This window comes from Geitlerinema sp. PCC 7407 (genome assembly GCF_000317045.1).
GTDB lineage: Bacteria > Cyanobacteriota > Cyanobacteriia > PCC-7407 > PCC-7407 > PCC-7407.
Genome location: NC_019703.1, coordinates 3,974,956 through 3,998,171, shown reverse-complemented (window position 1 = coordinate 3,998,171; position 23,216 = coordinate 3,974,956). Strand labels below are relative to the sequence as shown.

The 23,216-nt window shown below is 62.0% G+C and carries 19 protein-coding genes and 1 tRNA gene; 11 read left to right on the top strand and 9 right to left on the bottom strand.

All coding sequences use genetic code 11. The features are described 5' to 3' along the window. Nucleotides 1–170 precede the first annotated feature (170 nt). The 4 genes from GEI7407_RS16225 to GEI7407_RS16210 all read left to right on the top strand — a co-directional run bounded on the left by GEI7407_RS16225 (nucleotide 171) and on the right by GEI7407_RS16210 (nucleotide 3,880). Entirely contained in the window at nucleotides 171–1,271 is a 1,101-nt protein-coding gene (locus GEI7407_RS16225) for a hypothetical protein (RefSeq protein ID WP_150109808.1), read from the top strand. Beyond that, nucleotides 1,268–1,654 carry a hypothetical protein gene (locus tag GEI7407_RS16220; protein WP_041268496.1) on the top strand — a complete coding sequence of 129 codons (387 nt, stop codon included), beginning with the start codon at nucleotides 1,268–1,270 and terminating at the stop codon, nucleotides 1,652–1,654. The genes GEI7407_RS16225 and GEI7407_RS16220 overlap by 4 nt, the downstream gene beginning before the upstream one ends. Before the next feature lie 29 nt (nucleotides 1,655–1,683). After that, the gene (locus GEI7407_RS16215) at nucleotides 1,684–2,370 is read left to right on the top strand and encodes a GvpL/GvpF family gas vesicle protein (RefSeq protein WP_015173288.1); all 687 of its coding nucleotides are present in this window, start codon (nucleotides 1,684–1,686) and stop codon (nucleotides 2,368–2,370) included. Between the two features lie 82 nt (nucleotides 2,371–2,452). Continuing rightward, nucleotides 2,453–3,880 (top strand): phospholipase D-like domain-containing protein, encoded by a 1,428-nt coding sequence (locus GEI7407_RS16210; RefSeq protein ID WP_015173287.1) that lies wholly within the window; start codon nucleotides 2,453–2,455, stop codon nucleotides 3,878–3,880. On the opposite strand, the gene GEI7407_RS16205 is transcribed toward GEI7407_RS16210, so the two are convergent. From GEI7407_RS16205 to GEI7407_RS16185, 5 genes are all read right to left on the bottom strand, one after another. Continuing rightward, nucleotides 3,866–4,321 carry an NUDIX hydrolase gene (locus tag GEI7407_RS16205; protein ID WP_015173286.1) on the bottom strand — a complete coding sequence of 152 codons (456 nt, stop codon included), beginning with the start codon at nucleotides 4,319–4,321 and terminating at the stop codon, nucleotides 3,866–3,868. The two genes, GEI7407_RS16210 and GEI7407_RS16205, sit on opposite strands and share 15 nt — an antisense overlap. Before the next feature lie 18 nt (nucleotides 4,322–4,339). Beyond that, entirely contained in the window at nucleotides 4,340–4,765 is a 426-nt protein-coding gene (locus GEI7407_RS16200) for a hypothetical protein (protein ID WP_015173285.1), read from the bottom strand. Nucleotides 4,766–5,011: 246 nt separating this feature from the next. Continuing rightward, complete coding sequence (locus GEI7407_RS16195; RefSeq protein WP_015173284.1) at nucleotides 5,012–5,383, bottom strand: hypothetical protein; 372 nt, start codon at nucleotides 5,381–5,383, stop codon at nucleotides 5,012–5,014. Between the two features lie 105 nt (nucleotides 5,384–5,488). Beyond that, nucleotides 5,489–8,005: a primosomal protein N' gene (priA, locus tag GEI7407_RS16190; RefSeq protein ID WP_015173283.1), complete on the bottom strand. Its 2,517-nt coding sequence runs from the start codon at nucleotides 8,003–8,005 to the stop codon at nucleotides 5,489–5,491. A 62-nt stretch (nucleotides 8,006–8,067) separates the two neighbouring features. Continuing rightward, nucleotides 8,068–10,323 (bottom strand): GAF domain-containing protein, encoded by a 2,256-nt coding sequence (locus GEI7407_RS16185; RefSeq protein WP_015173282.1) that lies wholly within the window; start codon nucleotides 10,321–10,323, stop codon nucleotides 8,068–8,070. A 650-nt stretch (nucleotides 10,324–10,973) separates the two neighbouring features. Here GEI7407_RS16185 and ffh point away from each other — a divergent pair. Continuing rightward, nucleotides 10,974–12,422, top strand: coding sequence for a signal recognition particle protein (ffh, locus tag GEI7407_RS16180; protein ID WP_015173281.1), 1,449 nt, complete (start codon nucleotides 10,974–10,976; stop codon nucleotides 12,420–12,422). Between the two features lie 90 nt (nucleotides 12,423–12,512). Here the strand turns inward: ffh and GEI7407_RS16175 are convergent, their stop codons facing one another. Further along, nucleotides 12,513–13,868, bottom strand: a complete 1,356-nt coding sequence (locus tag GEI7407_RS16175) for a hypothetical protein (protein ID WP_015173280.1) — start codon at nucleotides 13,866–13,868, stop codon at nucleotides 12,513–12,515. Between the two features lie 820 nt (nucleotides 13,869–14,688). Between GEI7407_RS16175 and murF the strand changes: the two genes are divergently transcribed. Then, nucleotides 14,689–16,053, top strand: a complete 1,365-nt coding sequence (gene murF, locus GEI7407_RS16170) for a UDP-N-acetylmuramoyl-tripeptide--D-alanyl-D-alanine ligase (protein ID WP_015173279.1) — start codon at nucleotides 14,689–14,691, stop codon at nucleotides 16,051–16,053. Here murF and GEI7407_RS16165 read toward each other — a convergent pair. Next, nucleotides 16,050–16,895 (bottom strand): M56 family metallopeptidase, encoded by an 846-nt coding sequence (locus tag GEI7407_RS16165; protein ID WP_015173278.1) that lies wholly within the window; start codon nucleotides 16,893–16,895, stop codon nucleotides 16,050–16,052. The genes murF and GEI7407_RS16165 overlap by 4 nt on opposite strands. After that, nucleotides 16,886–17,314, bottom strand: coding sequence for a BlaI/MecI/CopY family transcriptional regulator (locus tag GEI7407_RS16160; protein ID WP_015173277.1), 429 nt, complete (start codon nucleotides 17,312–17,314; stop codon nucleotides 16,886–16,888). Before GEI7407_RS16160 ends, GEI7407_RS16165 begins: the two co-directional genes overlap by 10 nt. Nucleotides 17,315–17,516: 202 nt before the next feature. Here GEI7407_RS16160 and petJ point away from each other — a divergent pair, with 202 nt between their 5' ends. The 5 genes from petJ (at nucleotide 17,517) to GEI7407_RS16135 (ending at nucleotide 21,420) form a co-directional block, all read left to right on the top strand. Further along, the gene (gene petJ / locus GEI7407_RS16155; RefSeq protein WP_015173276.1) at nucleotides 17,517–17,849 is read left to right on the top strand and encodes a cytochrome c6 PetJ; all 333 of its coding nucleotides are present in this window, start codon (nucleotides 17,517–17,519) and stop codon (nucleotides 17,847–17,849) included. 214 nt (nucleotides 17,850–18,063) lie between these two features. Then, on the top strand, nucleotides 18,064–19,302 hold the full coding sequence (locus tag GEI7407_RS16150) for a sulfite exporter TauE/SafE family protein (RefSeq protein ID WP_015173275.1): 1,239 nt from the start codon (nucleotides 18,064–18,066) through the stop codon (nucleotides 19,300–19,302). Beyond that, complete coding sequence (locus GEI7407_RS16145) at nucleotides 19,268–19,903, top strand: hypothetical protein (protein WP_015173274.1); 636 nt, start codon at nucleotides 19,268–19,270, stop codon at nucleotides 19,901–19,903. The genes GEI7407_RS16150 and GEI7407_RS16145 overlap by 35 nt, the downstream gene beginning before the upstream one ends. Nucleotides 19,904–20,028: 125 nt before the next feature. Beyond that, nucleotides 20,029–21,222 carry a M23 family metallopeptidase gene (locus GEI7407_RS16140; RefSeq protein WP_015173273.1) on the top strand — a complete coding sequence of 398 codons (1,194 nt, stop codon included), beginning with the start codon at nucleotides 20,029–20,031 and terminating at the stop codon, nucleotides 21,220–21,222. A 125-nt stretch (nucleotides 21,223–21,347) separates the two neighbouring features. Then, nucleotides 21,348–21,420: transfer RNA gene (locus GEI7407_RS16135), tRNA-Arg, on the top strand. Between the two features lie 139 nt (nucleotides 21,421–21,559). On the opposite strand, the gene kaiC is transcribed toward GEI7407_RS16135, so the two are convergent. Continuing rightward, a complete protein-coding gene (gene kaiC, locus GEI7407_RS16130; protein ID WP_015173272.1) occupies nucleotides 21,560–23,119 on the bottom strand; it encodes a circadian clock protein KaiC in 1,560 nt (519 codons plus the stop codon). Between the last annotated feature and the right edge of the window lie 97 nt (nucleotides 23,120–23,216).

Sequence of the window (23,216 nt, the reverse complement as noted above, 5' to 3'; positions counted from 1 at the left end):
CGATGATCTGAGCCAAGAATCTGGGCACTCTAGCTCCAGCGGCCCTGAAATCAGCGGGCTGTGAGGGCCAAAAGTCTCATGGCTGGAATGCCCTAAGATCAAGTCGTCGCTTCGCGATTTCCCAGGGGCCGCCCATGGATACTGACCCGCTTTTTGCATCACTGGACATCATGGATTTGGAAGAGGCCAGCGCTACAGCGCCTGCTTCCGAAGCGTTGACCCCTGAGATTCTTCAGCAAGGGATTGTGCGCTTTGTGCCGCCAGCGGCAATGCCCGTAGATGTCCTGCCTCTGAGTCCACCAGTGGTGGGCGCGATGCAGCGCCTGGTGGCGATCTTGACAGAGCTGCGATCGCCCGAGGGCGGGTGGCCAGCGGAGCTGCCCCAGACCCCCGACAACCTGGCGCCCTACGTCCTCGAAGAGGTCTATGAGTGCCTGGAAGCCTTGGTCCGCCAAACCCCAGAGCCACCAACCCCAGCGCCGCCTAGCCTCGACTACGGCGCCACGTCGTGGCCCCTGGGAGAGCTGGCGCTGAAGCTGCTCTGGTACGCTGCGCGGGGCTCCTACCGACTGATGCAGCTGCTGGGGGGCCTGCCAGCGCGGGTGTGCCAGCCGGGGGAGCCCTGGCAAACGGGAGTGGTGCGGCTGGTGGTGGTGCTGTCGGCCAAGGGGCCGGACGGACGCTGGGCTCTGGACCTGACCACCAGCCAAACGGTGCCTCCGCTGCTGCCCCACGAGTCGCTGATCCAGTTTGAGGCGGGGGCCGAGAGCACGTCTTTGTGGGTGGCGAGTCTGCGTCAGCAGCTCGTGCAGCAGATCTGTACGGCGACGCCGGAGGCGGCGGGGTTCTTGGACCCGTTCCCGGCGGAGTGGCTGATTCCGGGCCAGCGCTGGCAAAGCGGCGTGCTGCGGCTGCGCTTTGGGTTTGCGTTTACTCCAGAGGAAGACGCCGGCGATCGCCCGCTGGATCTGGACGACGCCCCTGAAGTTCCGGCGGCTGCGGTGGGGGTGCGATCCCTCGATCCCTTGATGCTCATGCCCTATGCGACCTCGGTCATTGAGCAAGAAGTGGCCAAGTTTTTGCCGGATCTGCGCCATTTAGAGGCAGAAGAAGCCGATCTGACCCAGGGCGACACCAATTTGGTGACCCAGCTAGTGGTGGCGGGCTGTGCCGTGCTCGATCGCTTCCAAACGGCGGCCCAGTCCTCGAGGGGCACCTCCAGGCTAGGCTGCCCCTCGAGGACTGGGTCTCGGGGCTACTGTGGCGGGTGACCAGCAGTGATTTTCGAGTGATGCAGGGGGTTGGCGGGGTGCCGGTGCGGGTGCTGCTGCCCGGAGCACCCTGGCAAGAAGGGCTGCTGCGCCTGCGCCTCCTGGGCCTGGTGGAGACGACCGAGCAGGAGTGGGTGCTGGACCTGGCGACGGGACAGGCGATCGCCGAGGAGGCGCTGCCCGACGACGCGATGATCGCCCAGGGGGACACGCTGGTGTCCGCGATCGCCTACCTGACAGAGCTGCAAGACCGGCTGCGATCGCGCGCGCCAGAGGTCGCAGCGCTCCTAGAGGGCGTGGCCGCTGAGATTCAGGCCGGAGACGCCGAGTGGCAAGAGGCCTGGGTGCGGCTCCATTTAGACTTAGAATTTGTCGCCAATTGAGCCACTGCGTGTGAGGGGGTGGTGCTTCCATGGCCTTGATGTATGTCTACGCCTTGCTGCCGACGCCGACGACGGCGCTGGCCCTGCCGCCGGGGTTTGCAAGTGCGGCGGTGCAGGTGATCAGCCAGGGGCCTCTGGCGGCGATCGCTGAGGCCATCGCGTCTGTGGAGGCGCTGCAGCAGGACGACGAGCACCTCATGCAGGCCGTGCTCAATCACGATCGGGTGATCCGATCGCTCTTTGCCCAAACCTCCCTGCTGCCGCTGCGTTTCGGCACCTGCCTGGCCAGCGAAGCGGCCCTGGCCCAGTACCTGATCGAGCACTCCCAAGAGCACCTGCGGACCTTGCAGCATCTGGCGGGCAAAGCGGAGTACTGCCTGAGCCTGACGCCCTTGGAGGCCTCCTCCGAACCGGCGATCGCCCCCGAAGACACCACCGGCAAGGCCTACTTTTTGGCCAAGAAGCAGCGCTATCAGGCCCAGGCCGATCGCCAGCGCCAGCAGGCCGCAGACAAAGATCACTTGCTGGAGGCGATCTCCCAGCGCTACGGCGACCTGCGCCAAGGCGAACCCAAAGCCGGGACGGAGCGGGTGTACTTGCTGGTGGACCGGGCCCAGGAGCCAGAACTCCAGCGCCAGCTCCAAGCGTGGCAAACCCAGACGCCTCACTGGTCCTTGCTTTTGGGTGAGGCGCTGCCGCCCTACCATTTTCTCTAGGGCGAGCGTTTGCCGGTCTGCCCGGGAACTCTGGAAGCGGTAAACGCCTAAGAGCATCAAGAGAAATTTAGGAGAGGCAGCGATGGCAAACCAGCGGCAAACCCAGCGGTGCTGGCCGGTGTGGGCGTGGATTGTGCTGTTGGCCCTGGGGGCGGGGGGCTGCGCCCCGAGCCAGCTCCAGGACTCGACCCCGCCTTCGCTGCCCCAGGATCTGCTGATCCAGGTGTATTTCAACCACGGCGAGGGCACCTACACCGATCCCTATCGCCAGCAGCCCCACCCTGGCACCGACCTCGAGGCCCAGATCGTCGAGGCGATCGCCGGGGCACAGTCCTCGGTAGAGCTAGCTGTGCAGGAGTTTCGGCTGCCCCGCATTGCCCAGGCCCTGCGCGATCGCCAGCGAGCGGGGGTGAAGGTGCGGGTGATTATCGAAAATACCTATCGCCAAGCCTGGAGCGGCCTGCCTGCGGCGGAGGTGGCGGCCCTAAGCGATCGAGAGCGCGATCGCTACGAAGAGGGCCTTCGCCTCATTGACGAAAACGGCGACGGGACTCTCAGCCCCGCCGAGATTCGCGATCGAGATGCGATCGCCCTGCTAGAGCAAGCGCGCATTCCCCTGATTGACGATCGCGAAGACGGCACGGCGGGCAGCGGCCTGATGCACCACAAGTTTGTGGTGGTTGATGGGCGGCACGTGATCGTCACCTCCGCCAACTTCACCCTGAGCGATGTTCACGGCGACTTGCGATCGCCCGACACCCAGGGCAACGCCAACAATTTGCTGAAAATTGACAGCCCCGAGCTAGCGGCTCTTTTTCAAGAGGAATTCAACCAGATGTGGGGCGACGGTCCCGGCGGCCAGCGCGACAGCCGGTTTGGCCTGAAAAAAACCCTGCGATCGCCGGAGACCGTTGTCTTGGGTTCCAGCGTTGTGCGCGTCCAGTTCTCGCCCACCAGCCCCACCTTGCCCTTTGGCCAAAGCACCAACGGTCTGATTGGCCGCACCCTCAACAGCGCCGCCGAGTCCGTTAACCTGGCCCTGTTTGTTTTCTCGGAGCAGGCCCTGGCCAACATTCTCGAGCAGCGCCACGATCGCGGGGCTCAGGTGCGCGCCCTGATCGACCCCAGCTTCGCCTTTCGGGACTACAGCGAGGGCCTCGACCTCTTGGGCGTCGCCCTCGCTCCCAAGAACTGCGACTACGAAGCCGACAACCGCCCCTGGCGCAACCCCGTGGCCACCGTAGGCACGCCGACCCTGCCTCGGGGAGACTTGCTGCACCACAAGTTCGCCGTCGTGGACCAGCGCATCGTCATCACCGGCTCCCACAACTGGAGCCCCGCCGGCAACCACACCAACGACGAAACCCTGCTGGTGGTCCAAAATCCCATCGTGGCGGCCCACTTTGAGCGGGAATTTGAGCGGCTGTACGAGACTGCTCGCCTGGGGCTCACGCCCCAGGTGCAAGAGCGCATCGACGAGCAGGCGCGCCGCTGCTCAGCCCAGGCGTGAGCCCTGGAGCAGGGCGGGATACTGCTGCACAAAGTCCAGCAGTATTTGCCGGTGGGGCTCGCCCAGGGGCCGCACCTGGCCCGCCACCGCCGAGTAGCCTTCGCCCCGCCGCACATCTTCGAGGGACAGCAGGCCTAAATCCCAGCCTTCGGTGAGGACCAGCTGGGCGATCGGCACGGTGAGGGGGCCGTGAAACACGTGGCGCACGACGGTGTCGCTGGCGTAGATCCGGAAGGGTTCGAGGACCTCGGGGGCGTAGCCGATCTCTTCGAGGAGCTCGCGGCGCACGGCGATCGCAGGGGGCTCATTGGCCTCGAGGTGACCACCAAAAAAGGCCCACTGGCCGGGATAGACAATGGTGGGCACGTTGTCGCGCAGCTGCATCAAAAAGCGATCGCCCTGGTAGAGAATGGCGATCGCGACTTCAGGCGGCCTTGGCATAGAAGCATCTCCGGAGCGTCAAAGGGCACGGCGGGCGTTTTTGGCGGGCGATCGCTGCAAAACTTGGGTTTCCTCGACAAATCGCTCGCCTAGCTCTTGGCCAGAGACCGGGATGCTCTGGTAGCGCACGGTGCCCTGGATCAGACGCTCTTCCCCTAGGTCCGGCAGCTCGCGGGTGGTGATCACCCAAATTCGGCCACTGCCGTCCTGGAGCTGGTAGGCATGGCCGGACAGCAGCGGCGCGCGATCGCTGACGGTGCCCTGGAGATAGACCGTGCTGGGGCGATCGCCGGTCTGGGCGATCGCCTGAATCTCGGTTACCTGGGCGCCATTGAGCAGCTGGTTGGCGCTAATGCCCGCCGAGTCCACCGGTCCGCAGGCTGCGGCGGCGACAATCACCAAAAATCCAGGGACGGCCCGCCTCAAAACTTGAAATCTGCACATAAGTTGGCTGCTCCCGCGTCGGAGTCTTCGAGGGCGATCCTAGCGGATTTCTCTAGGAGCTTCGGAGAGTCGGGGGACACTTTTGGCGGCGGCGTCAAGCCACAAAAAACTCCCAGCCAAGGACTGGGAGCGGCTTATCCGGAGACCACCAGGAGAACCCTATAGTTTTGATAGTTTCGTAGATGGCCCTGAGAAGGGGAGAAATCCAGTCTGTGCCGAGACTGGACGAGTGCCCATCGTCGGGGCCTAGCGGAGCGCCACCGTTTCAGCCTCATCGGCTGCGCGATCGGAGACGGTGACGATCTCGATTTCTAGATCGGCTTCGGGCCACACTGCTTCGTCTTCGGCAGCTTGGGCTTCAGACGTTGCGGGCCGCCCTTTTTTCGCGGCAGCCACGGCCAGCAAACCCAGAACGCCGCCAGTGGCGATGCCCCAGGGCGCGGCCTGGGAGGGAGACTGGAGAATCGATCCAGCGCCCGAGGAGCCGTTGAGGCCTTGGGCTGAGCCAGAGCCCGAAATGCCTTTGCTGTAGGGGCATTCGAAGGCAGTAGCGCCAGACGCGAGGGGAAGGGCGATCGCGGCGGATGCTAGGAAGGCAGTCCAGAGAAGGCGTCGCATAGGCCAAATCTTGGAGACAACTGCTGCCTATTGTGGCCCAGGAAAAGCCCAAAAACCGCTGTCTTGGTTACAATTTTTTGCCTGGATGAGAATTGCCGCCCTACGCTACAGGTTCAGAGGATCGACGTCCACCGTCACGCTGACGTGGCGAGGACAGAGCGATCGCAGCAGGGTGACATCGGGCAGCATTACGTCGTCCTGGAGTCCCAGCTTGAGCAGCAGGTGCCACCGGTAGCGCCGCGCCACCCGCAGCACCGGAGCGGGGGCCGGGCCGAGCAGATCGTAGGGTGCGTCGGGGGTGTCGAGGGCTTCGGCGATCGCCTCTGCGGCCTGCTGCACCGCCACCGGGTCCAAGCTGCTAAACCGCAGCAGCACCAGCCGACCATAGGGCGGGTAGTTCAGGGCTTCCCGCTCCGCCAGCTCGGCGTTGATGAATGAGTCAAATTCGTGGTTGGCCACGGCGGTGATCACTGGATGATCGGGGGTGTAGGTTTGCAGGATCACTCTTCCCGGATCCTCCCCTCGCCCCGATCGCCCCGCCACCTGCGTCAGCACCTGAAAGGCCCGCTCGCTGGCCCGATAGTCCGCCAGGTTCAGCAGCCCGTCAGCGGCCACGATGCCCACCAGGGTCACCTGGGGCAGATCCAGGCCCTTGGCCAGCATCTGGGTGCCCACCAGCAGATCGGCATCCCCCGCCGCAAACCGGCTGAGCAAGGCCCGGTGGGCCCCCTTGGTGCGGGTGGTGTCGCTATCGAAGCGCAGAACCCGCAGCTCGGGGAACAGCTGCGCCAGCTCCTGCACCACCCGCTGGGTGCCGCTGCCAAAGTTTTTCAGATAAGTGGAGCTGCACTCAGGGCAGCGAGTGGGATGGGGACAGCCGTAGTTGCAGTAGTGGCACCGCAGCAGGGGCGTGGCGTCGGCGTGGGTGTGGTGGTAGCTGAGGGAGACGTCACAGTTGGGGCACTCGATCACGTGGCCGCAGCTGCGGCAGGACACAAAGGTGCTGTGGCCCCGGCGGTGGATGAACAAAATTCCCTGCTGCTGGCGCTCCTGAATTTGCTGCAATGCCTGCTGGAGGCTGCGGCTAAAGATCGACCGGTTGCGCTCATGAAACTCTTGCCGCATGTCTATGACCCGAATCGGCGGCAGAGGGCGAGACTGGACTCGCTCAGGCAGCGATAGGTAGTACCGGGGCGGTTCGGGGGCCGATTCGGAGCGCGAATCCTGGGGCGATCGCAGCTGGAGCCAGGTTTCGAGGGACGGCGTCGCCGAACCCAAAATAATCGGGCAGTCCACCCCCTCGGCGCGCCAGGTGGCCACGGTGCGGGCGTGGTAGCAGGGGGCTGGCTGGTCCTGCTTGAAGCTGCTGTCGTGCTCCTCGTCCAGGATGATCAGGCCCAGGCGGGGCAGCGGAGCAAAGACCGCTGAACGGGTGCCGATAACCACCTGGGGCTCGCCGCTGAGCATTTGGCGCCAGGTGTCGTAGCGCTCGCCGTCGGAGAGGGCGCTGTGGTAGACGCAGACCCGGCCGCCGAAGCGGGCCCGAAAGCGATCGGTCAGCTGGGGCGTCAGGCCAATTTCGGGGACCAGCACCAGCACCGATTGGCCCTGGGCGAGGCGGGGAGCGATCGCCTGGAGATACACCTCGGTTTTGCCGGAGCCTGTGACGCCGTGGAGCAGTACCTGGGCGTAGCCCGCCAGAGGCGCGATCGCCCTTAGGGCTTCGGCTTGGGCCGGTGTCAGCTCCTTGGGCTGGTCCGCCTCCACCGCCACCCCGCGATCGCTGCGCAGCACCTCCCGCGGCTGCACCACCACCAGCCCCTTTTGGGCCAGGGCCTTCACAACCGACGAGCTGGCCTGACACAGCTGCAGCAGCTCCGTGAGCCACAGATCTCCGCCCTGGCGGCGCAGCACTTCCAGCACCTCCCGCTGGCGGGGGCTTAGCTCCTGGGCCTCGAAGTCTGCGATCAGGGTCACCGCCTGCTGGCGCTTGGGCTGGGACAGGGTGGGCGGCTCTAGATAGCTCTCGACCCAGCCCCGCTGCAGGAGATCCTTGAGGCCGCGGCTAGCGCCCTTGACCTTTTGCTGGAGGTACTGCCAAGAATAGTTGCCCTGCTTTTGCCCCCGCAGGCGGGCCAAGATGTCCTGGGCGGGGCCGCTGAGAAAGGCCTCAGCCTCCGCCGGCATCGCTTCAGGACAGAGCCGCAGCCGCCGCTGCGATCGCCCCAGCAGGCCCGGCGGCAGCGCCACCCGGATCACCGACATCAGCGGTGTGCAGTAGTAGTCGGCCACCCGCTGAAGCAGCGCCCAGTAGGTCGGCGGGAAAAAGCCCCGAGACACCACCTCTTCGACCTGCTTGAGGGGCTGGTCCTGTAGCTCGTCGGGCAGCGCCGTCAGCTCGCGAAGGGCGATCGCCCCCACCTGCTGCGATCCAAAGGGCACGCTGAGAATATCCCCCGCTGCCACCGTCAGCGTGTCGGGAACCCCGTATGTAAACAGGCCCTGGGCGCCAGGACAGTCGACCAGCACCTCCACCCAGCGGGCGATCGCCGGAGGCTCAGCCTCGCTCTCTGGTGCCCCAGCTTCCAGCCACGGCTGCAAAACGCCACCCCGATATTCCATGTCCCTTGCCTAGCGACGCCCGTTCCCAACCAACCATCCTGCCACGGCGGGTCCGGGGTGGCCTAGGGATTTGTCTCAGGGGCCACGGGCGGCAAGGTCAAATCGCGCGCTGGGTCTGGCAGCACCGCCACGCGAGCAAACCGCAGCCCGTCAACGCCCTGGAGCGGCTCTACTTCGCCCGTTTCGACCTTGCTTTCGACCCAGCCTTCGCGGGCCAGATAGCGCAGATACTGCTGATATTCTGAAAATTCCTCGTCTGTAGAGTAGACCAGGGTCAGCTTGCCGGGCTGGGTAATCCGGCTTTTGGTTGCGGTGTCGAGACCTTTATCGATGCGCTTTTTGACGATCTCGTAGCGCGTGTCGCGACTGCCTTTGACATCAAAGAGCTTTTCGGTTTTCTCATCGTTGAAAATGTCCACCGTCGAAGCCTGGACCAAGACCAGATGGGCGACCTGAAGCTTGGTGCTGCACGAGGACTGGAGGGCAAAGGCGGTCCGGGCACAGTCGCACATGGCCCGCAGCTGCTCGTAGCGGAGGCTGCGCAGATGGAAGGGGCTAAAGCTCGGGTCGATGGACACCCCCGCATAGATCATGTGGTCGATGCCGTCGGTGGCCTCGATATCGCAGTAGTGGCGGGTGATCTTTTGCATCTGCTCCTGCCAGCGATTCCAGGTGTCCCGCAGCTCGGTGTTGATCTGGTGGATCATCTGGTCGTAGCGGGCTCGGGCAACGTAGACGCAGCCGTGCTCTGGGTCGCAGGCATCCCGGTAGGTCTGGACGGCTTGGCGGGCCGCTTCGCCGCACTGGGCAAAGTAGTCGAAATAAATCTCCAGGCGATCGCTCAGGTAGCGAATGGCCGACACCTCCGAGTCCACGGTGACCTTTTCCTGGAGCTTTTGGAGATAGTCCAGTAGATCAAAGCGAATCTGCTCCCCGAGGGCGGTTTCCTGGCAGCCGCACACGGCGTCCACCACCGCCAGCCCCAGCTGGAACTGCTGGACCAGATCTTCTTGGATTACGCGGTTTCGTTCTTCGGAGGAGCCCCGAATGTCGGAGATTCCGTAGAGGGGATAGACGTTCTGGAAAATGATCGGCTCCGGCGGCAGCCCCCAGCTGCGCCGCTCGGCCTCTTGCAAAAAGCGCCACTCGACGGACGGATGAATGTTGGTGAAGCGGGTAAAGCGCTGCTGGATCGCTTGGCGCAGGGCCACGGTGAAGGGGACGACTAGGGCTTCGGCGCGCCGGCAGTCGAGGTGATTGAAGTGCTGCGGGCGATCGCTCGCTAGGCCCACCAGACCCACCAGCTGCCGCGAAATTTCGCCCACCTCGGTGGATTTCACCACCAGCGGGATCAGCAGCATCGATCGCACCCCCACCGCCAGCAGCTGCCGCTCGCCCTCGGTGTGCCCTTCCTGGGTCAGATCGGTGACGTTCCAGACCCGATTGGCCTCGGCGGCTTTCATAAAGCACGATCCCTGGAGGGCCTGAATCGGGTAGCTAGTGGCGTTAAATTCGTCGCCAGCGCTGCCCACGAGCAGCTGGGCTTGGCCCCGCTCGGCGCTGAGGATCACGCTGGTGGTCGCCCGAAACAGCGATCGCATCCACTGGTTGATCTGGGCGAATTTTTCGGGGCGCAGGACCGACTCGCGATCGATCAGGCGGTAGGTAATGCGGCGCATGGTCTCCGTCGTCGTGACGTCCATGCCCTCAAACAGCAGCAGCCCCTGGAAATGATACTGATCTAGCTTGATCCGGCGGGCCAACGCCTTGGTGGCCTCCGAATCCGTCATCAGCACCGCCACATCGGCCTTGGTGTAGCCCTGGACGCGGCTCCAAACTTCTGAATCGCGGGTATCTGGGGACTCGCGCACCGCCAAAGCGTTGGCCCGCAGCCAAAACTGACAAAAGCAGGACTCACTGCGCCCCTGAAGCGTGGCGGTTGCCGGTTCCTCGGGCGGCACCAGATCTTCGGCCAGGCCATAGTCCAGCACCAGCGCCCGCAGCAGTAGCTGCTGCCGCAGCAGCCGCGCCAGGAGACGCCCGCCCCCGCCCAAGACGCTGTCGAGACGAAGTCCCGCTGCCAGCACGTGCCCCGCCGGCTCCTCTGCCAGCCCCAGATACTGCTGGAGGCGAGGGTTGGCGAACTGGATCAGCATCGTTTCCGGGTCGATCGCAGCGAAAAACTGGCGACTGCTGCCGAGGAGCGTGGCCATCCAGTCTGAGTCAGTACTGGGGTGGGCGATCGCGTCCAGCACCGGCGCCGGCACCGGTGCAGCACTGAGTGCGGGAGCAGTCGGCTGGGAGGTTGACTGATGCATAACGACGTAGCGCCACCAACGAAAGGTCAAACACCATTGAGCTAAGCGGATAGTTGCGATCGCCGTCGGTCTGCCCCATCTGCCATGACAGCGTGTCGTGGTAGCGAGGGAAGCCTGTCCTCAGCGCCATCGGCATTCGGCGAACGGCCCCACGAGAAACAACACGTCACCGCAGCACTTTCCCGGTCAAATCCTCAAAGAGTTGAAAGGGTTATCCCGCAAGCCGTTGCGGCTGAAAATTTTGTTTTCGCGTTGTTCTCGAGTCTCTTGGTTCTTCGATCGCAGCCTGTTCTAATCTACTGATGTCTCTTGATGCACCCATTCACCCATTGGCCCAAAGGCCCTCGCGGCGGCATGGCCCGCTGGTCGGCCCAAACCGCCCTCAATGGGGCAAAACCATGCCCCGCGCCAATCCAGCAGAGTCCTGCCGAGCATTGACTGTCTCCATTATGCGGAAGCGATCGAGGGACGGAAAGCGTCTTGACTCCTTCCGGGGCGATCGCCCTGTGGGGAAAGCAAGCGAGATAAGATAAATAAATGTCAAAAAACGCGATCGCCAGTCACGCCCCAAAAGCGCGCCCATCGCCGCCTGCCGGTAAGCGCGATCGCCCCCAGTCCGTGCCCAGAGCCTGCCATCCCCAGACGAACGTATGTTTGAAGCCTTAGCCGACCGTCTTGAATCCGCCTGGACAAAGTTACGAGGCCAAGACAAAATCACCGAATCCAACGTCGAAGCGGCCATTCGGGAAGTCCGTCGCGCCTTGCTCGAAGCAGACGTGAACCTCCAGGTCGTCAAAGACTTCGTCGCCGAGGTCCAAGAAAAAGCCTTGGGAGCCGACGTGATCAAGGGCCTGCGCCCCGACCAGGTGTTTGTCAAAGTCGTCCATGACCAGCTCGTCGAAGTCATGGGCTCGGCCAACGCCCCCCTCGCCAGCCCCGACACACCGCCCGCCGTCGTCCTCATGGCAGGCCTCCAGGGAACCGGTAAAACCACCGCCACCGCCAAGCTAGCGCTGTACCTGCGCAAAGAAAACCGCAAAGCCCTGATGGTGGCCACCGACGTCTACCGGCCCGCCGCCGTCGACCAGCTCATCACCCTCGGCAAACAAATCGACGTTCCCGTTTTCGAGATGGGAACCCAGGCCAACCCCGTCGAAATTGCTCGGCGAGGCGTAGAGCGTGGGCGCGAGCTCGGCGTTGACGTCGTCCTCATCGACACCGCTGGCCGTCTCCAAATTGACCAGTCCATGATGGCTGAGCTGGCCCAGATCAAAGAAACGGTGCAGCCCCACGAGACCCTGCTGGTCGTGGACGCCATGACCGGCCAAGAGGCCGCCAACCTGACCCGCACCTTCCACGAGCAAATTGGCATTACCGGCGCCATCTTGACCAAGATGGACGGCGACGCCCGCGGTGGTGCAGCCCTCTCCGTACGGCGCATCTCTGGTCAGCCCATCAAGTTTGTGGGCGTCGGCGAAAAAGTCGAGGCCCTCCAGCCTTTCTACCCAGACCGCATGGCCTCGCGCATTCTGGGCATGGGCGACGTGCTGACCCTGGTCGAAAAGGCTCAAGAAGAGTTTGATCTGGCCGACGCCGAGAAGATGCAGGAGAAAATCCTGGAGGCCAAATTTGACTTCAATGACTTCCTGAAGCAGATGCGCTTCTTGAAGAACATGGGGTCCCTGGGCAGCGTGATCAAGCTCATCCCGGGCCTAAACAAAATCTCGAGCGAGCAGCTAGAGCAGGGCGAAAGCCAGCTCAAGCGGGCAGAGTCGATGATCAGCTCCATGACCAAAGCGGAGCGCCGCAATCCAGACTTGCTGTCCAGTTCGCCCAGCCGTCGCCAGCGCGTCGCCAAGGGCTCGGGCCATTCGGAGCGCGATGTGAGTAAGCTGGTGAGCGACTTCCAGCGGATGCGCGCCATGATGCAGCAGATGGGCCAGTACGGCGGTCTGCCGGGAATGCCAGGCATGGGAATGCCGGGTATGGGCGGTATGCCCGGGATGGGGACGGGGCGCCCTCAGCCGGGCTGGGGCAACCCTGGCGCTGCCAAGAAGAAAAAGAAAACCAACAAGCGCAAGGGCTTTGGAGACCTCTAGATATCTCCAGACTAACCAAGCTGCCTAGGTTTCTCTAGATCGCGATCGCCCCCAGGAATTCTGACGAGCATTCTTGGGGGCGATCGCCTTTTAACGGGCGCTTTGACCCACAAACGACAAATCCACCGCGCCAAAGTTGGTCACAAGGGCAACGTTTAGGTTCTCCAGCGCCTGCACGAGCCAGAGAACCGCGTCGTGGGTGCAGCTTTCGTAGTGATTAAACAAGATCGAAAAACGGCGCTCTAGATAGGGCTTGACCTTGCGGCAGATCAGCACCACCTTCAGCAAAATGCCCGTGGTTACCGTGGGGCCGATATTCGTAATCAGGTCAATGAACAGGAAGTGATTGGGATTGCGCTGGCCCTCTGCGACCAAGAAGTTGAGCAGGTTGCTGCAGGTGCGCACCATCAAGAAATCGTTCATCCGCTGGCCGTCGCTGTCTGGCAGCGTGTTCTTGAGATGGTTGCAGAGCTGGTGATTGAACTGCCGCTTGCCGTAGTCCCGGTCCACCGACGTTGTGATGTACTCGTACAGGTCGCTTTTGAAAGTATGGAAAGACTGGCCCTGGCTGGTGTGGGTCAAAAACTGATTGGCCAGATCCCGGTAGGTGTGGCCGTCTTTCACCTTGCCGACAAACTGCTTGATGGCGAAACCCAGTTCCTGATCCGAGAGCAGGGTGGGGTTGGTGACTGGGGTGAGGGCGCGGGGCGGCGTGCTGATTCGAGATTGCTGAGGCAGGATCAAAGAAGAAGATTTGCCTGCGGTTGCGATCGCCATTTTGGCTTCAGCGGCCTGGGAGCGCTTGATCTGCGATCGCCGGACGCGATAGGTCACATACTGGGACAAATCCAGCTCAAACTGCCGCTGAACCTGAGCCTGGATCTGCCGGACCGTCTGCTGGTGCTCGTAGGTGCTGTCTTCGCTGAGCAGGCAGTGCTCATATAGGTAGGGATAGCGCCGAATCAGCGTACCCAGCGGCAGCTGCTCTGCCTCAGCGCTGAGCTGGCTCTCCCGCATCACGTCCGCCAGCCGTCGCAGCGTCAGATACTGCTCGCTATTGCGAAACTGGTCCACCAAGTCCCGCAGCCGCCGCACATAAATCGGGTAGTGGGCCAGATGGCGGGGGGTCGGATTTGCAAAAAGCTCAATCAACGTCGGGATGGCACTTTGCTGGTGCGGGTGCATCTGCCATCGGTTGATCAGAATGTGACAGCAGCGATTGACGATGAAGCGGAACTGCTGCTCTGCATCGCGCGCGCTGGTGAGATGGCGGAGGGCTTCGAGGATGTCGCTCTCGGGATAGCCAATCCCGTCGATAAACAGCCGCTGAAAGCGATCGATCAGCTGGCTTGGAGACTCAACCTGCACCCGATCAAGCAGATGACTATAAATCCGCTGCTCATCGGTATTGGTCGGTCGGTGGTGGCAATCCGTCCAAGTAGACACGGTGTGAGTACTCCTCTTGACCTTCCCCTAATGTCGCTAGACGCTGAGTAAAAACGCGAGTTCCGCTTGTGATCTAAGAAACTGCTGGCGGACACCCCTACCCTCGCGAGATGCGCTGCTTTGGGGGGCGATAGATGGTCTGCCAAGATCACAAACTCAACGTCAAAAGCCTCTCAAAAAAGCCCCTTTATCCTAGGGGGATTATTTCTGAGGCAGTGCAAAGCAGGTAACAAATCCAATCAGTTGTTGATCTTCGAACCGGAAGTAGCCAGTAAAAAAGCAAACAGGGCTGGAAGGGACAAGCGTTCTGGGCAGGGCTGCTTAACGCGAAAAATTGCGCTTGGCAATCCGGCTATGTTTCCAAAGTTACACGCGTGACGATCGGGCAGGATAAAGATCCGGCGAAGAAAGCAAGAATCTCAGGAAGCGAGAATTAAAGAATTGATGAACCTGTGGCTCAGGGCCATCGCTTCCTCAAACCTGAGTATTGCGGATTAATGGGTTGTTCCGCAACGATCTCTTGTCAAATTTTAAGTAATTGTACTGTGATTTCTCTGAAAAAATAGTTGAAATCCAAAGGAAATCTAAAAGAAATCTAAAAGAAATCTAAAAATTAAAGCGCTCTGTGGTTGATTAAGCTAGTCGGAGACAGGGGCTGAGTGTAGCAAAGTTCAAAGGCGATCGCCCTTGAATTTGATCAAATTTGTCAGGATTCCATAACAAACTGCGTTAGGCGATCGCGACGAATTTCCTGCAGGCTTGCTCTGGGATGGGCGATCGCTCTTTAATGACTCCCGATCCCTTTTGAATTGAGCGGCCCATGGCTTTTCGAGCTTCCCTTGCCCAAATTGTGGCGATACTCCAGCCGTCGCAGGTGACTCTGCCGGAGCCTGAACGGTTGGCCGTGGCGACCGGCCTGTCGACGGATACGCGGCAAATCCAGGCGGGTCAAGTGTTTGTGGCCTTGCGAGGGGAGACCTTCGATGGTCATGCCTTTGTGGCCCAGGCGATCGCCCAAGGCGCGATCGCGGCGCTGGTGGCCGAGGATGCTGAGCTTCCGGCGGACCTGCCCCTGATCCGGGTGCCCGATACCCTGGTCGCCTACCAGGCCCTGGGGCACTGGTGGCGACAGCAGTTTGCGATTCCGGTGGTGGCGGTGACCGGCTCGGTGGGCAAGACGACCACCAAGGAGCTGATCGCGGCGGTCCTGGGCCAGCATGGGCCGGTCCTCAAGACCCAGGCCAACTACAACAACGAAATTGGCGTCCCCAAAACCCTGCTGGAGCTGGGGCCGGAGCACCAATTCGCCGTCATCGAGATGGGAATGCGCGGCCCTGGGGAAATCGCCCTGCTGTGCCAAATTGCCAGCCCGACGGTGGGGATGATTACCAATGTGGGGACGGCGCACATTGGGCGCTTGGGGTCCGAGGATGCGATCGCCCGCGCCAAGTGTGAGCTGCTGGCGGAAATGCCGGCTGAGAGCGTGGCGGTGCTCAATGGAGACAACGCGCGCCTGATGCGGACCGCAAACACGGTATGGTCGGGCCGGACCCTCAGCTACGGGCTAGAAAATGGAAATTTCCAGGGGACGGTCCTGCCAGATGGCTCGCTGCAAGTGGGCGATCGCCTTCTGCCCTTGCCCTTGTCCGGCGAGCACAATGCCCTGAACTACCTGGGGGCGATCGGCGTGGCGGAGGTGCTAGGGCTGGACTGGTCTGGCTTGCAGGCGGGTCTGGCGGTGGAGCTGCCGGGTGGCCGAGCCCAGCGCCATGAGCTCGCTCCGGACGTGGTGATCTTGGATGAAACCTACAACGCGGGCCTAGAGTCCATGCTGGCCTCGCTGCGCCTGCTGGCCCAGACCCCAGGAACCCGGCGACTGGCCGTCCTGGGCACGATGAAGGAACTGGGAGAGCGATCGCCCGAATTTCACCACCAGGTGGGCCAAGCGGTCCAAAATTTGGGCTTAGACGGGCTGCTGATTTTGGCAGATCCGCCAGAGGCTGCGGCCTTGGCCTCCGGGGCAGAGCCCCTGGTAGCAGAGCAGTTCGCCGATCATGCCGCGCTGGTGGCGCGCCTCCAGGCCCTAATCCAGCCGGGCGATCGCCTGCTGTTCAAGGCGTCTCGGGCCGTCGGCCTCGATCGCGTGGTGGCTGAGCTCATGGACCGCTGGCCTGCCCAGTCCTAGTGGTGAAACGGCACCGCCATCAAGGGCAGCAGCGCGAAGCCGAGCCACAGACCCACCTGCCAGAGGGACGTCTGCTGACGCTCCTCTGTGTTGGACAGCAGGGCTTCGATGCGCTCCTGGAGCCGATTGGGCGGGGCGGAGCAGCTAAAGGCTGCGCAGAGGTCCTCAGCGTAGTGAAGGGGGGCGCTGACCACCGCCAGCAGCGATTCTGCTAGGGCGAGGCGATCGACCTGCTGAGCGGCCCAGTGGTCGGCGCGCAGCTCCCGCAGCGCCAGCAGCTCCTGCCAGAGGGCCTCGGTGCGGGGTAGCCAGGCGGTCAGCCGCCGCAGCCAGCCCAGCCAAAAGAACCAGAACGTGTCGCGATAGTGGGCATGACCCGCTTCGTGGGTGAGAACGGCCTCCAGGTGCTCGGGGTCGAGCATGTCCAGCAGTCCCTGGCTGATCACCAGCTCAGAGCGCCAAAAACCAATCTGGGCGCTAAAGGGCAAATCAGTCTCCAGCAGACGACCTTGACGCGCTCCCAGGGCGATCGCCCGGTAGGTGCGCACCTGTCGCCAGCTCTGCCACGCGGTGGAGAGCTGGCTAAGACCGGCGATCGCCCCCCAGCCCATCAGCAGCCAGCTCAGCCCATAGCTCAGCCAGCCTCCCCAGCGGCCCACCATCGCCCCGTGAGGCCCCATCCAGAGCAGTGCGCAGGCCGTCGTCAGCAGCAGCACCGGCGGAAACAAGAAGCTGCCCAAGGCCCAGTGCCAGCGATCGCTCCACGACCCGACCCGAGGCCGCCAAAGCCCGTGAACCCCCAGGGCCAAGCCCCCCGCAAGTAGCAGCATAGTCAGGTGCATGGGCCATCCTCCCGGGCGCGCCGCAGCGTTTGCAGCTGGCGAGCGATCGCCTCAATTTGCTCCAAGCTTGCCTGGTCCAGGCTGTCTGCAAAAGCCGCCACGATGTCCGGATTGCTGACGGCCAAAAAGCGCTGGAGCTGCTCATGGGCCTTGAGAATCTGAGTTTCCTCTCGCGACAGCAGCGATCGCCACCGAAACGCCTTGTCTTGGCGATCGCAGGCCAGCCAGCGCTTCTCTGTCAGGCGCCGCAGCACCGTCATGACCGAGGCATAGGCCAGCTCGCGATCGGGGTCTGCCAGGAGGCGATCGTGAATTTCCTTGGCCGTCACCGATTCTGACTCCCAGATGATGTCGAGAATCTCGGCCTCCAGAGACCCTAGGGACAAATGTTTTGGGCGATGGTCGGGCAAAGGAGTCATAGGAATGCGCCAGTGTCAGCACGAGAAACGCGAAGCGCGGGCTAGCCAAGGCGATCGCGTCTTGGCTCAGCTTAGCGAGATTCTCGACCCAGGAAAATAGGGAATAACGTTACAATCTTTAACCTTTGACGCAGCGTCTTTTGACCTTGCCCCTGGGCAGCCGACACACTACGGAGGAGTTAAAAGTGCTTCCAAATCGCTCATGAAAAAGCTTTTCTCTGCGATCGCCCTCGTGATTGCGACGTCCCTTTGGTTGATGACTCAGCCTGTGCAGGCAGCGGACCTCAACAGCGGTGCCCAGGTGTTTGGGGCTAACTGCGCTGCCTGCCACATCGGCGGTGGCAACGTGGTCAACGCGGCCAAAACCCTCAAAAAAGCTGACCTAGAGCAGTACGGTATGGCCTCCACCGAAGCGATCCAGACCCAGGTCACCAACGGCAAAAACGCCATGCCCTCCTTCAAAGGACGGCTGACTGCCCAGCAGATCGAGGATGTGGCCGCCTACGTGCTGGCCCAGGCAGAGAAAGGCTGGTAATTCCTGACGCTTTAATTTGTCGGTTTTCTGGGCGATCGCCTCTGGACAGCATTGAGCGATCGCCCTTCCTTTTTTGGAGTCTGCCAGCGCGCCGCCGAACGTGAAACAATAAAGTTCTGTTGCGTTGCTCCCAGCGACTGGGTTTCTGCCAACGCCACCTCGACCTCGGATCGCTCTGCTGGCCTCACTGCCATTTGTTCAATGCGCCGTCCCCATGCTTGATGTTCTGCTCATGATGGCCCTGGGATTCCTGGGCAGCTTTGGTCACTGTGCAGGCATGTGTGGCCCTATTACCGTTGCCTTTTCCCTGTCTGAATCCAGCTCAGAGTCTTCTGACTCCCTAACTCAGCAGCTTTATTTCCACACCTGCCTGAATCTAGGGCGATTGCTGAGCTATGGCTTGGTCGGTCTAGCCATGGGCGGTCTGGGGTCGGTGCTGCTGGCTGGCGGGCAAATGGCTGGGGTCGGCAGCGACCTGCGCCGGGTGATGGCCCTGGTGACCGGGGGGCTGCTGGTGTGGGCCGGCTTGGCCCAGGTGAGCGCCGGACTTCTGCCCAAGCTGCCGCTGCTGCACCCGCTGACCCAGGGGAAGCTGCATCAGCGCCTCAGCAGCGCGATGGTCACCCTTTCCCTGCGCAAACAGTGGTGGACACCGGCTCTCTTGGGAATGGTGTGGGGCCTGATTCCCTGCGGTTTTCTCTACGCGGCCCAGATCAAGGCGGCGGAAACGGGAGAGAGCTGGTGGGGCGCGCTGATCATGCTGGCCTTTGGTCTGGGGACGCTGCCGACGATGCTGGGGGTCGGGATCTCGACGTCGCTGATGAGCCGCGATCGCCGCAGTCAGCTATTTCAGGCCGGGGGGTGGGTCACGCTGATGATCGGTCTGCTGACGATTTTGCGGACGGGTCAGATGGTGGACTACACCGGCCACGGGGCGCTGGTGTGCCTGGGGCTGGCTCTGGTGGCGCGGCCTCTGAGTCGCCTGTGGCCCGGGCTGCTGCGCTGCCGACGGTTGCTGGGGGTGGGGGGCTTTGTGCTGGCCCTGGTGCACGCGCTGCACATGCTAGAGCACGCCTGGGGCTGGAACTGGGAGGCGTGGGCGTTCTTGCCTCGCTGGCAGCAAGGGGCGATCGCCGCTGGCATTGGGGCGCTGGTGTGCCTTTTGCCGGGTGCTCTGACCAGCTCGGATGCCATGATCCGCCGTCTGGGGCCGGCCTGGCGGCGGCTGCACCTGCTAGCCCTGCCGGCCTGGGTGCTGGCGGCCCTGCACACGATTTTTTTGGGGTCTCACTACCTGGGCAATCTGACCTGGCAAGGCCCCGAACAAGCGCGATCGCTGGTCTTGGCGGCCCTGGTACTGGGAGTGCTGCTGGTGCGATCGCGCTGGATTTGGTCCCTGCTGTCCTTGGAAAAGTTTTATGGCGCGCCTCCTTCGGTTTCTGCTTCCAAATAGTCTGGCCCTGGGCCTAGGGGCGATCGCCGCGCTCCCCGGGCTGGCGCACACCGTGCGCACCGCCAACGACGTGGCCGCAACCTTTCACCTAGAGCCCGATCACAATCCCACCGCGGGCCAGCCTGCCCAGGTGTGGTTTCTGCTGACCCGGCGGGGCGGCGAGTCGATTCCTCTAGAGGCCTGTGATTGCGAGCTGGCGGTCTATCCGGAGCCGCGCGCCCTTGAGGCTGAGCCTTTGCTAGAGCCGCCGCTGGAGGCGATCGCCGCCGAGCGTTACGAAAATCTGCCCGGAGCAGAGGTTGTTTTCCCGCGGCCGGGCAGCTACACCCTAGAGCTGCGGGGCCAACCGAAGACAGAGGGCGACTTTCAGGCGTTTCAGTTTACCTATCCGGTGACCGTGGCCGTGGGCCAAGCGACGTCGGAGCCTCCGGAGGCAGTGGCAAATCAGACTGCTGAAGGGGCAAACGCGGCGATCGCGGAACCGGGCGATCGCAAGCTGCGGCAGTTCCCGATCGCCTGGACGGCGGCGGGAGCCGTCGCCGTGGTGATTGCTGGGGGCATTGCGCTCCTGGTGGTCAGCGATCGCCTCTCCAAACCCTAGAACTCGCCCCTGCCAAAATTGCGTCGCTGGCGGGGTTTTGCACTATCATCGACCTCAGTCAGCAGACCCAATCAGCCGAACCCGGCGCAGTTGCGGTCAGAGATAGGCGTGGGAGCGTCGTCGGTGTGAGCAAGCGTCAGCAAAAATGGCTCCAAAAATGGACCTGGGGACAACTCGTCGCTGGGCTGCTGAGTCTGTGGGTGCTGGGATGGGCGATCGCCCAGGTGCCCGCGCGGGCCAATGAAATTGATCAGCTGCGGCAGCAGCAGCAGCAAGTTGATCAGCAGCGATCGGCCATTCAGCAAGAGCGCGATCGCCTCCAGCAGGCCGAAGGCACCGCCAAGCAGCAGCTGGGGCAGCTCCAGCTCGATCTGAACACCACCAACTTGCAGCTCAAAGACAGTGACTACCGTCTGAAGCTGGCCCAAAAACAGCTCCAGGAGCTGCAAGAAGACTATCTGATCGCCGAAAAAGCCTACCGCCAAAAGCAAGCCGCCACCATCGGACGCCTGCGATTTTTGCAGCGTCAGCAGGGCGGCAATGGCTGGGCCGTGCTGCTGCAAAGCCGCGACCTGAGCGAATTTTTGGCCCGCCGTGAGCAGCTCAAGCGAGTTTACGCCGCTGACCGGCAGGGGCTCGAAGACTTCCAGGCCGAAACGGTCAAGATTCGCCAGCAGCGCCAAGCCCTCGAAGAGCAGCGCAACAACGTTGCCCTGCTCACCCAGCAGCTGCTCGCCCAAAAATCTGAAGTCCAAGCCAAGGCCCAGGCGCAGACCTTGCTGGTCGATCGCCTAACCAGCGATCGCGCAGCCCTAGAAGCCGCCGAAACGCAGCTAGCCCGCGACTCGAGCCGCCTGCGCGGCCTGATCCAGCAGCGGGTTGCCGCCGCCGCTCCCAAAGCCATCATCCGCAAGCCGGTGATTATTCGGGGGTCGGGGCTCATGGTCTACCCCAGCGCTGGCGAAATCACCAGCAACTTTGGCTGGCGCGTCCACCCCATTTTGGGCACCGATCGCTTCCATGCGGGGATTGACTTTGGTGTGGACTACGGCAGCCCGATTCAGGCCGCCGCCGATGGCGTGGTGATCATCGCGGAGTGGTACGGCGGCTACGGCAACACGGTGGTAATTGACCATGGCAACGGCATCACGAGCCTCTACGGCCACGCCAGCGAGCTCTATGTCCGGGAGGGCCAAGTCGTGAAAGCGGGAGAGGCGATCGCCGCTGTCGGGTCGACGGGCTTTTCCACCGGGCCGCACCTGCACTTCGAAGTTCGCGAAGAAGGCGAACCGGTTGACCCGTTCAACTACCTAGGGTGACCCTAGCTGCTGCCGCTCCGCCCCTTGGCCAAAAAACTCCTCAATTTCGCCGCGATGCCCTATGATGGAATTCCGCTGCGATTGAACCTGCCCGAGTCGGCAGTGCTATAATCAAGCGAGCGTGTGGGCATGTAGCTCAGTGGATAGAGCATCAGATTCCGGTTCTGAGGGTCGGGGGTTCGAATCCCTCCATGCTCGTTAAGTGCATCTCAAGTAAAACTCCCTGTTGAAAACCCGCTTCAACAGGGAGTTTTGCTATTGAGCCCTTGCCTAGAAGGGCGATCGCCCAAAACTTGGGTCAAACAGCGGGCGATCGCCCGCTGGTGACTAAGCGTCTCTAGCCTTCGTCGGAGCGGCCCTGGACGTTCTTGACGATGCGTGAGAGCTCCATCTTTTCGTCCACGGACACCCGAGTGGGAGAACCGCTGATAATCCGCTCGAAATTGCGGAAGGAATCCTTGATTTCGGGGCCCTTCTCGCTGATCGTGTACTCGCGAATGCCCTTGTCGTGCCAGGATCCGCGCATCTTGAATACGTTGATCGCCCGAGACATCTCGCCGCGAATCTCCACGTACTGGAGCATCAAGATCGTGTCTGTGATCGTCGAAATATGGGAGTCCGTGATTGAGTGGGACCCCATAAACTGGTCCGTCGTGTTGGTGAAGAAGCCCGTGATCTCCTCCTGCTTGGCGAAGCCCGTCACCCCGATCACGAACTGCCGGAAGCTGTTGTTGCTCACGCCGCGGGCGATCGCCGACAGCGAGTCGATCGCAATCCGCGACGGCTTAAACTCGGCAATCTCCGTCTTAATGATCTGCAAGTGATCTTCGAGGCCCGTTGACTCCGGATAGGCACACAGGATTCTCAGCAGGCCCTTGCGCTCCATCTCCTCAAAATCAATGCCCCACGAATAGGCATTGCGGAACAGCTGCGCCCGTGACTCCTCATAGGCAAACAGCATTGCCTTCTCGCCGTTGATACAGGCATTTTCCAAGAACTTGCTGACCAGCAGCGTCTTGCCTGTACCCGTTGCCCCCGTCGCCAAAATAATCGAATCTTTGAAGAAGCCGCCGCCGCACATCTCGTCCATCGTCTTCACGCCCGACGAGACGCGGACATTCGACGATCGCTGCGTCAGGCGCATCGCCCCCAGCGGGAAGATATTGATTCCCTCATTGGTAATCGTGAAGGGAAACTCACCCTTCATGTGGGTGGTGCCGCGCAGCTTGAGGATCTCCAGCGTTCGCCGCCGCCGCTCGCCCTCCAGCACGTTGCGCACGATCACCACATTGTCCGAGACAAACTCTTCCACCCCAAACCGAGCCACCGGACCGTATTCCTCGATCCGCTCGGTTGTCATCACCGTAGTTGCGCCAATCTGCTTCAGACGAGCCACCAGCCGGAAAATTTCTCGGCGCACCACCGAGGCAGCATCATACTGCTGAAAAACCGCCGTAATCGAGTCAATCGAAACGCGTTTTGCTTTGTATTTTCGAATCGCATATTGAATGCGTTCAATCAGCGCCGACAAATCAAAATTGCCCACCACATCCTGACCCTCAGGATCGGGGGAAGCATCCAGAATGAACAGCTTGCCATCATTGACTAAGCGCTGCAAATCCCAGCCAAAACTCTGGGCGTTTTTGATGATATCGCTGGGTGATTCTTCAAAGGTGACGAACACACCCGGCTCATCAAAGTGCACGATCCCGTTGTAGAGAAACTGCACTGCAAACAGAGTTTTTCCTGTGCCGGAAGTCCCGCTGACAAGGCTTGTCCGTCCGATTGGCAGGCCGCCATGGCTGATGTCGTCAAAGCCTTCGATAAGAGTACGAATTTTTTGAACACCAACGCGAACGGGTTCCTTCTGTTGCTCCGGCTGATTGCTGTCGCTCATCTTCCTACAGGTAAAATCTTTTTAGAATTCGGCTTGAAAGTTGAAGTCCATGAAAGACTGATTTTCATGGGTTTGCAACAGGAGAAATCAGGAATAG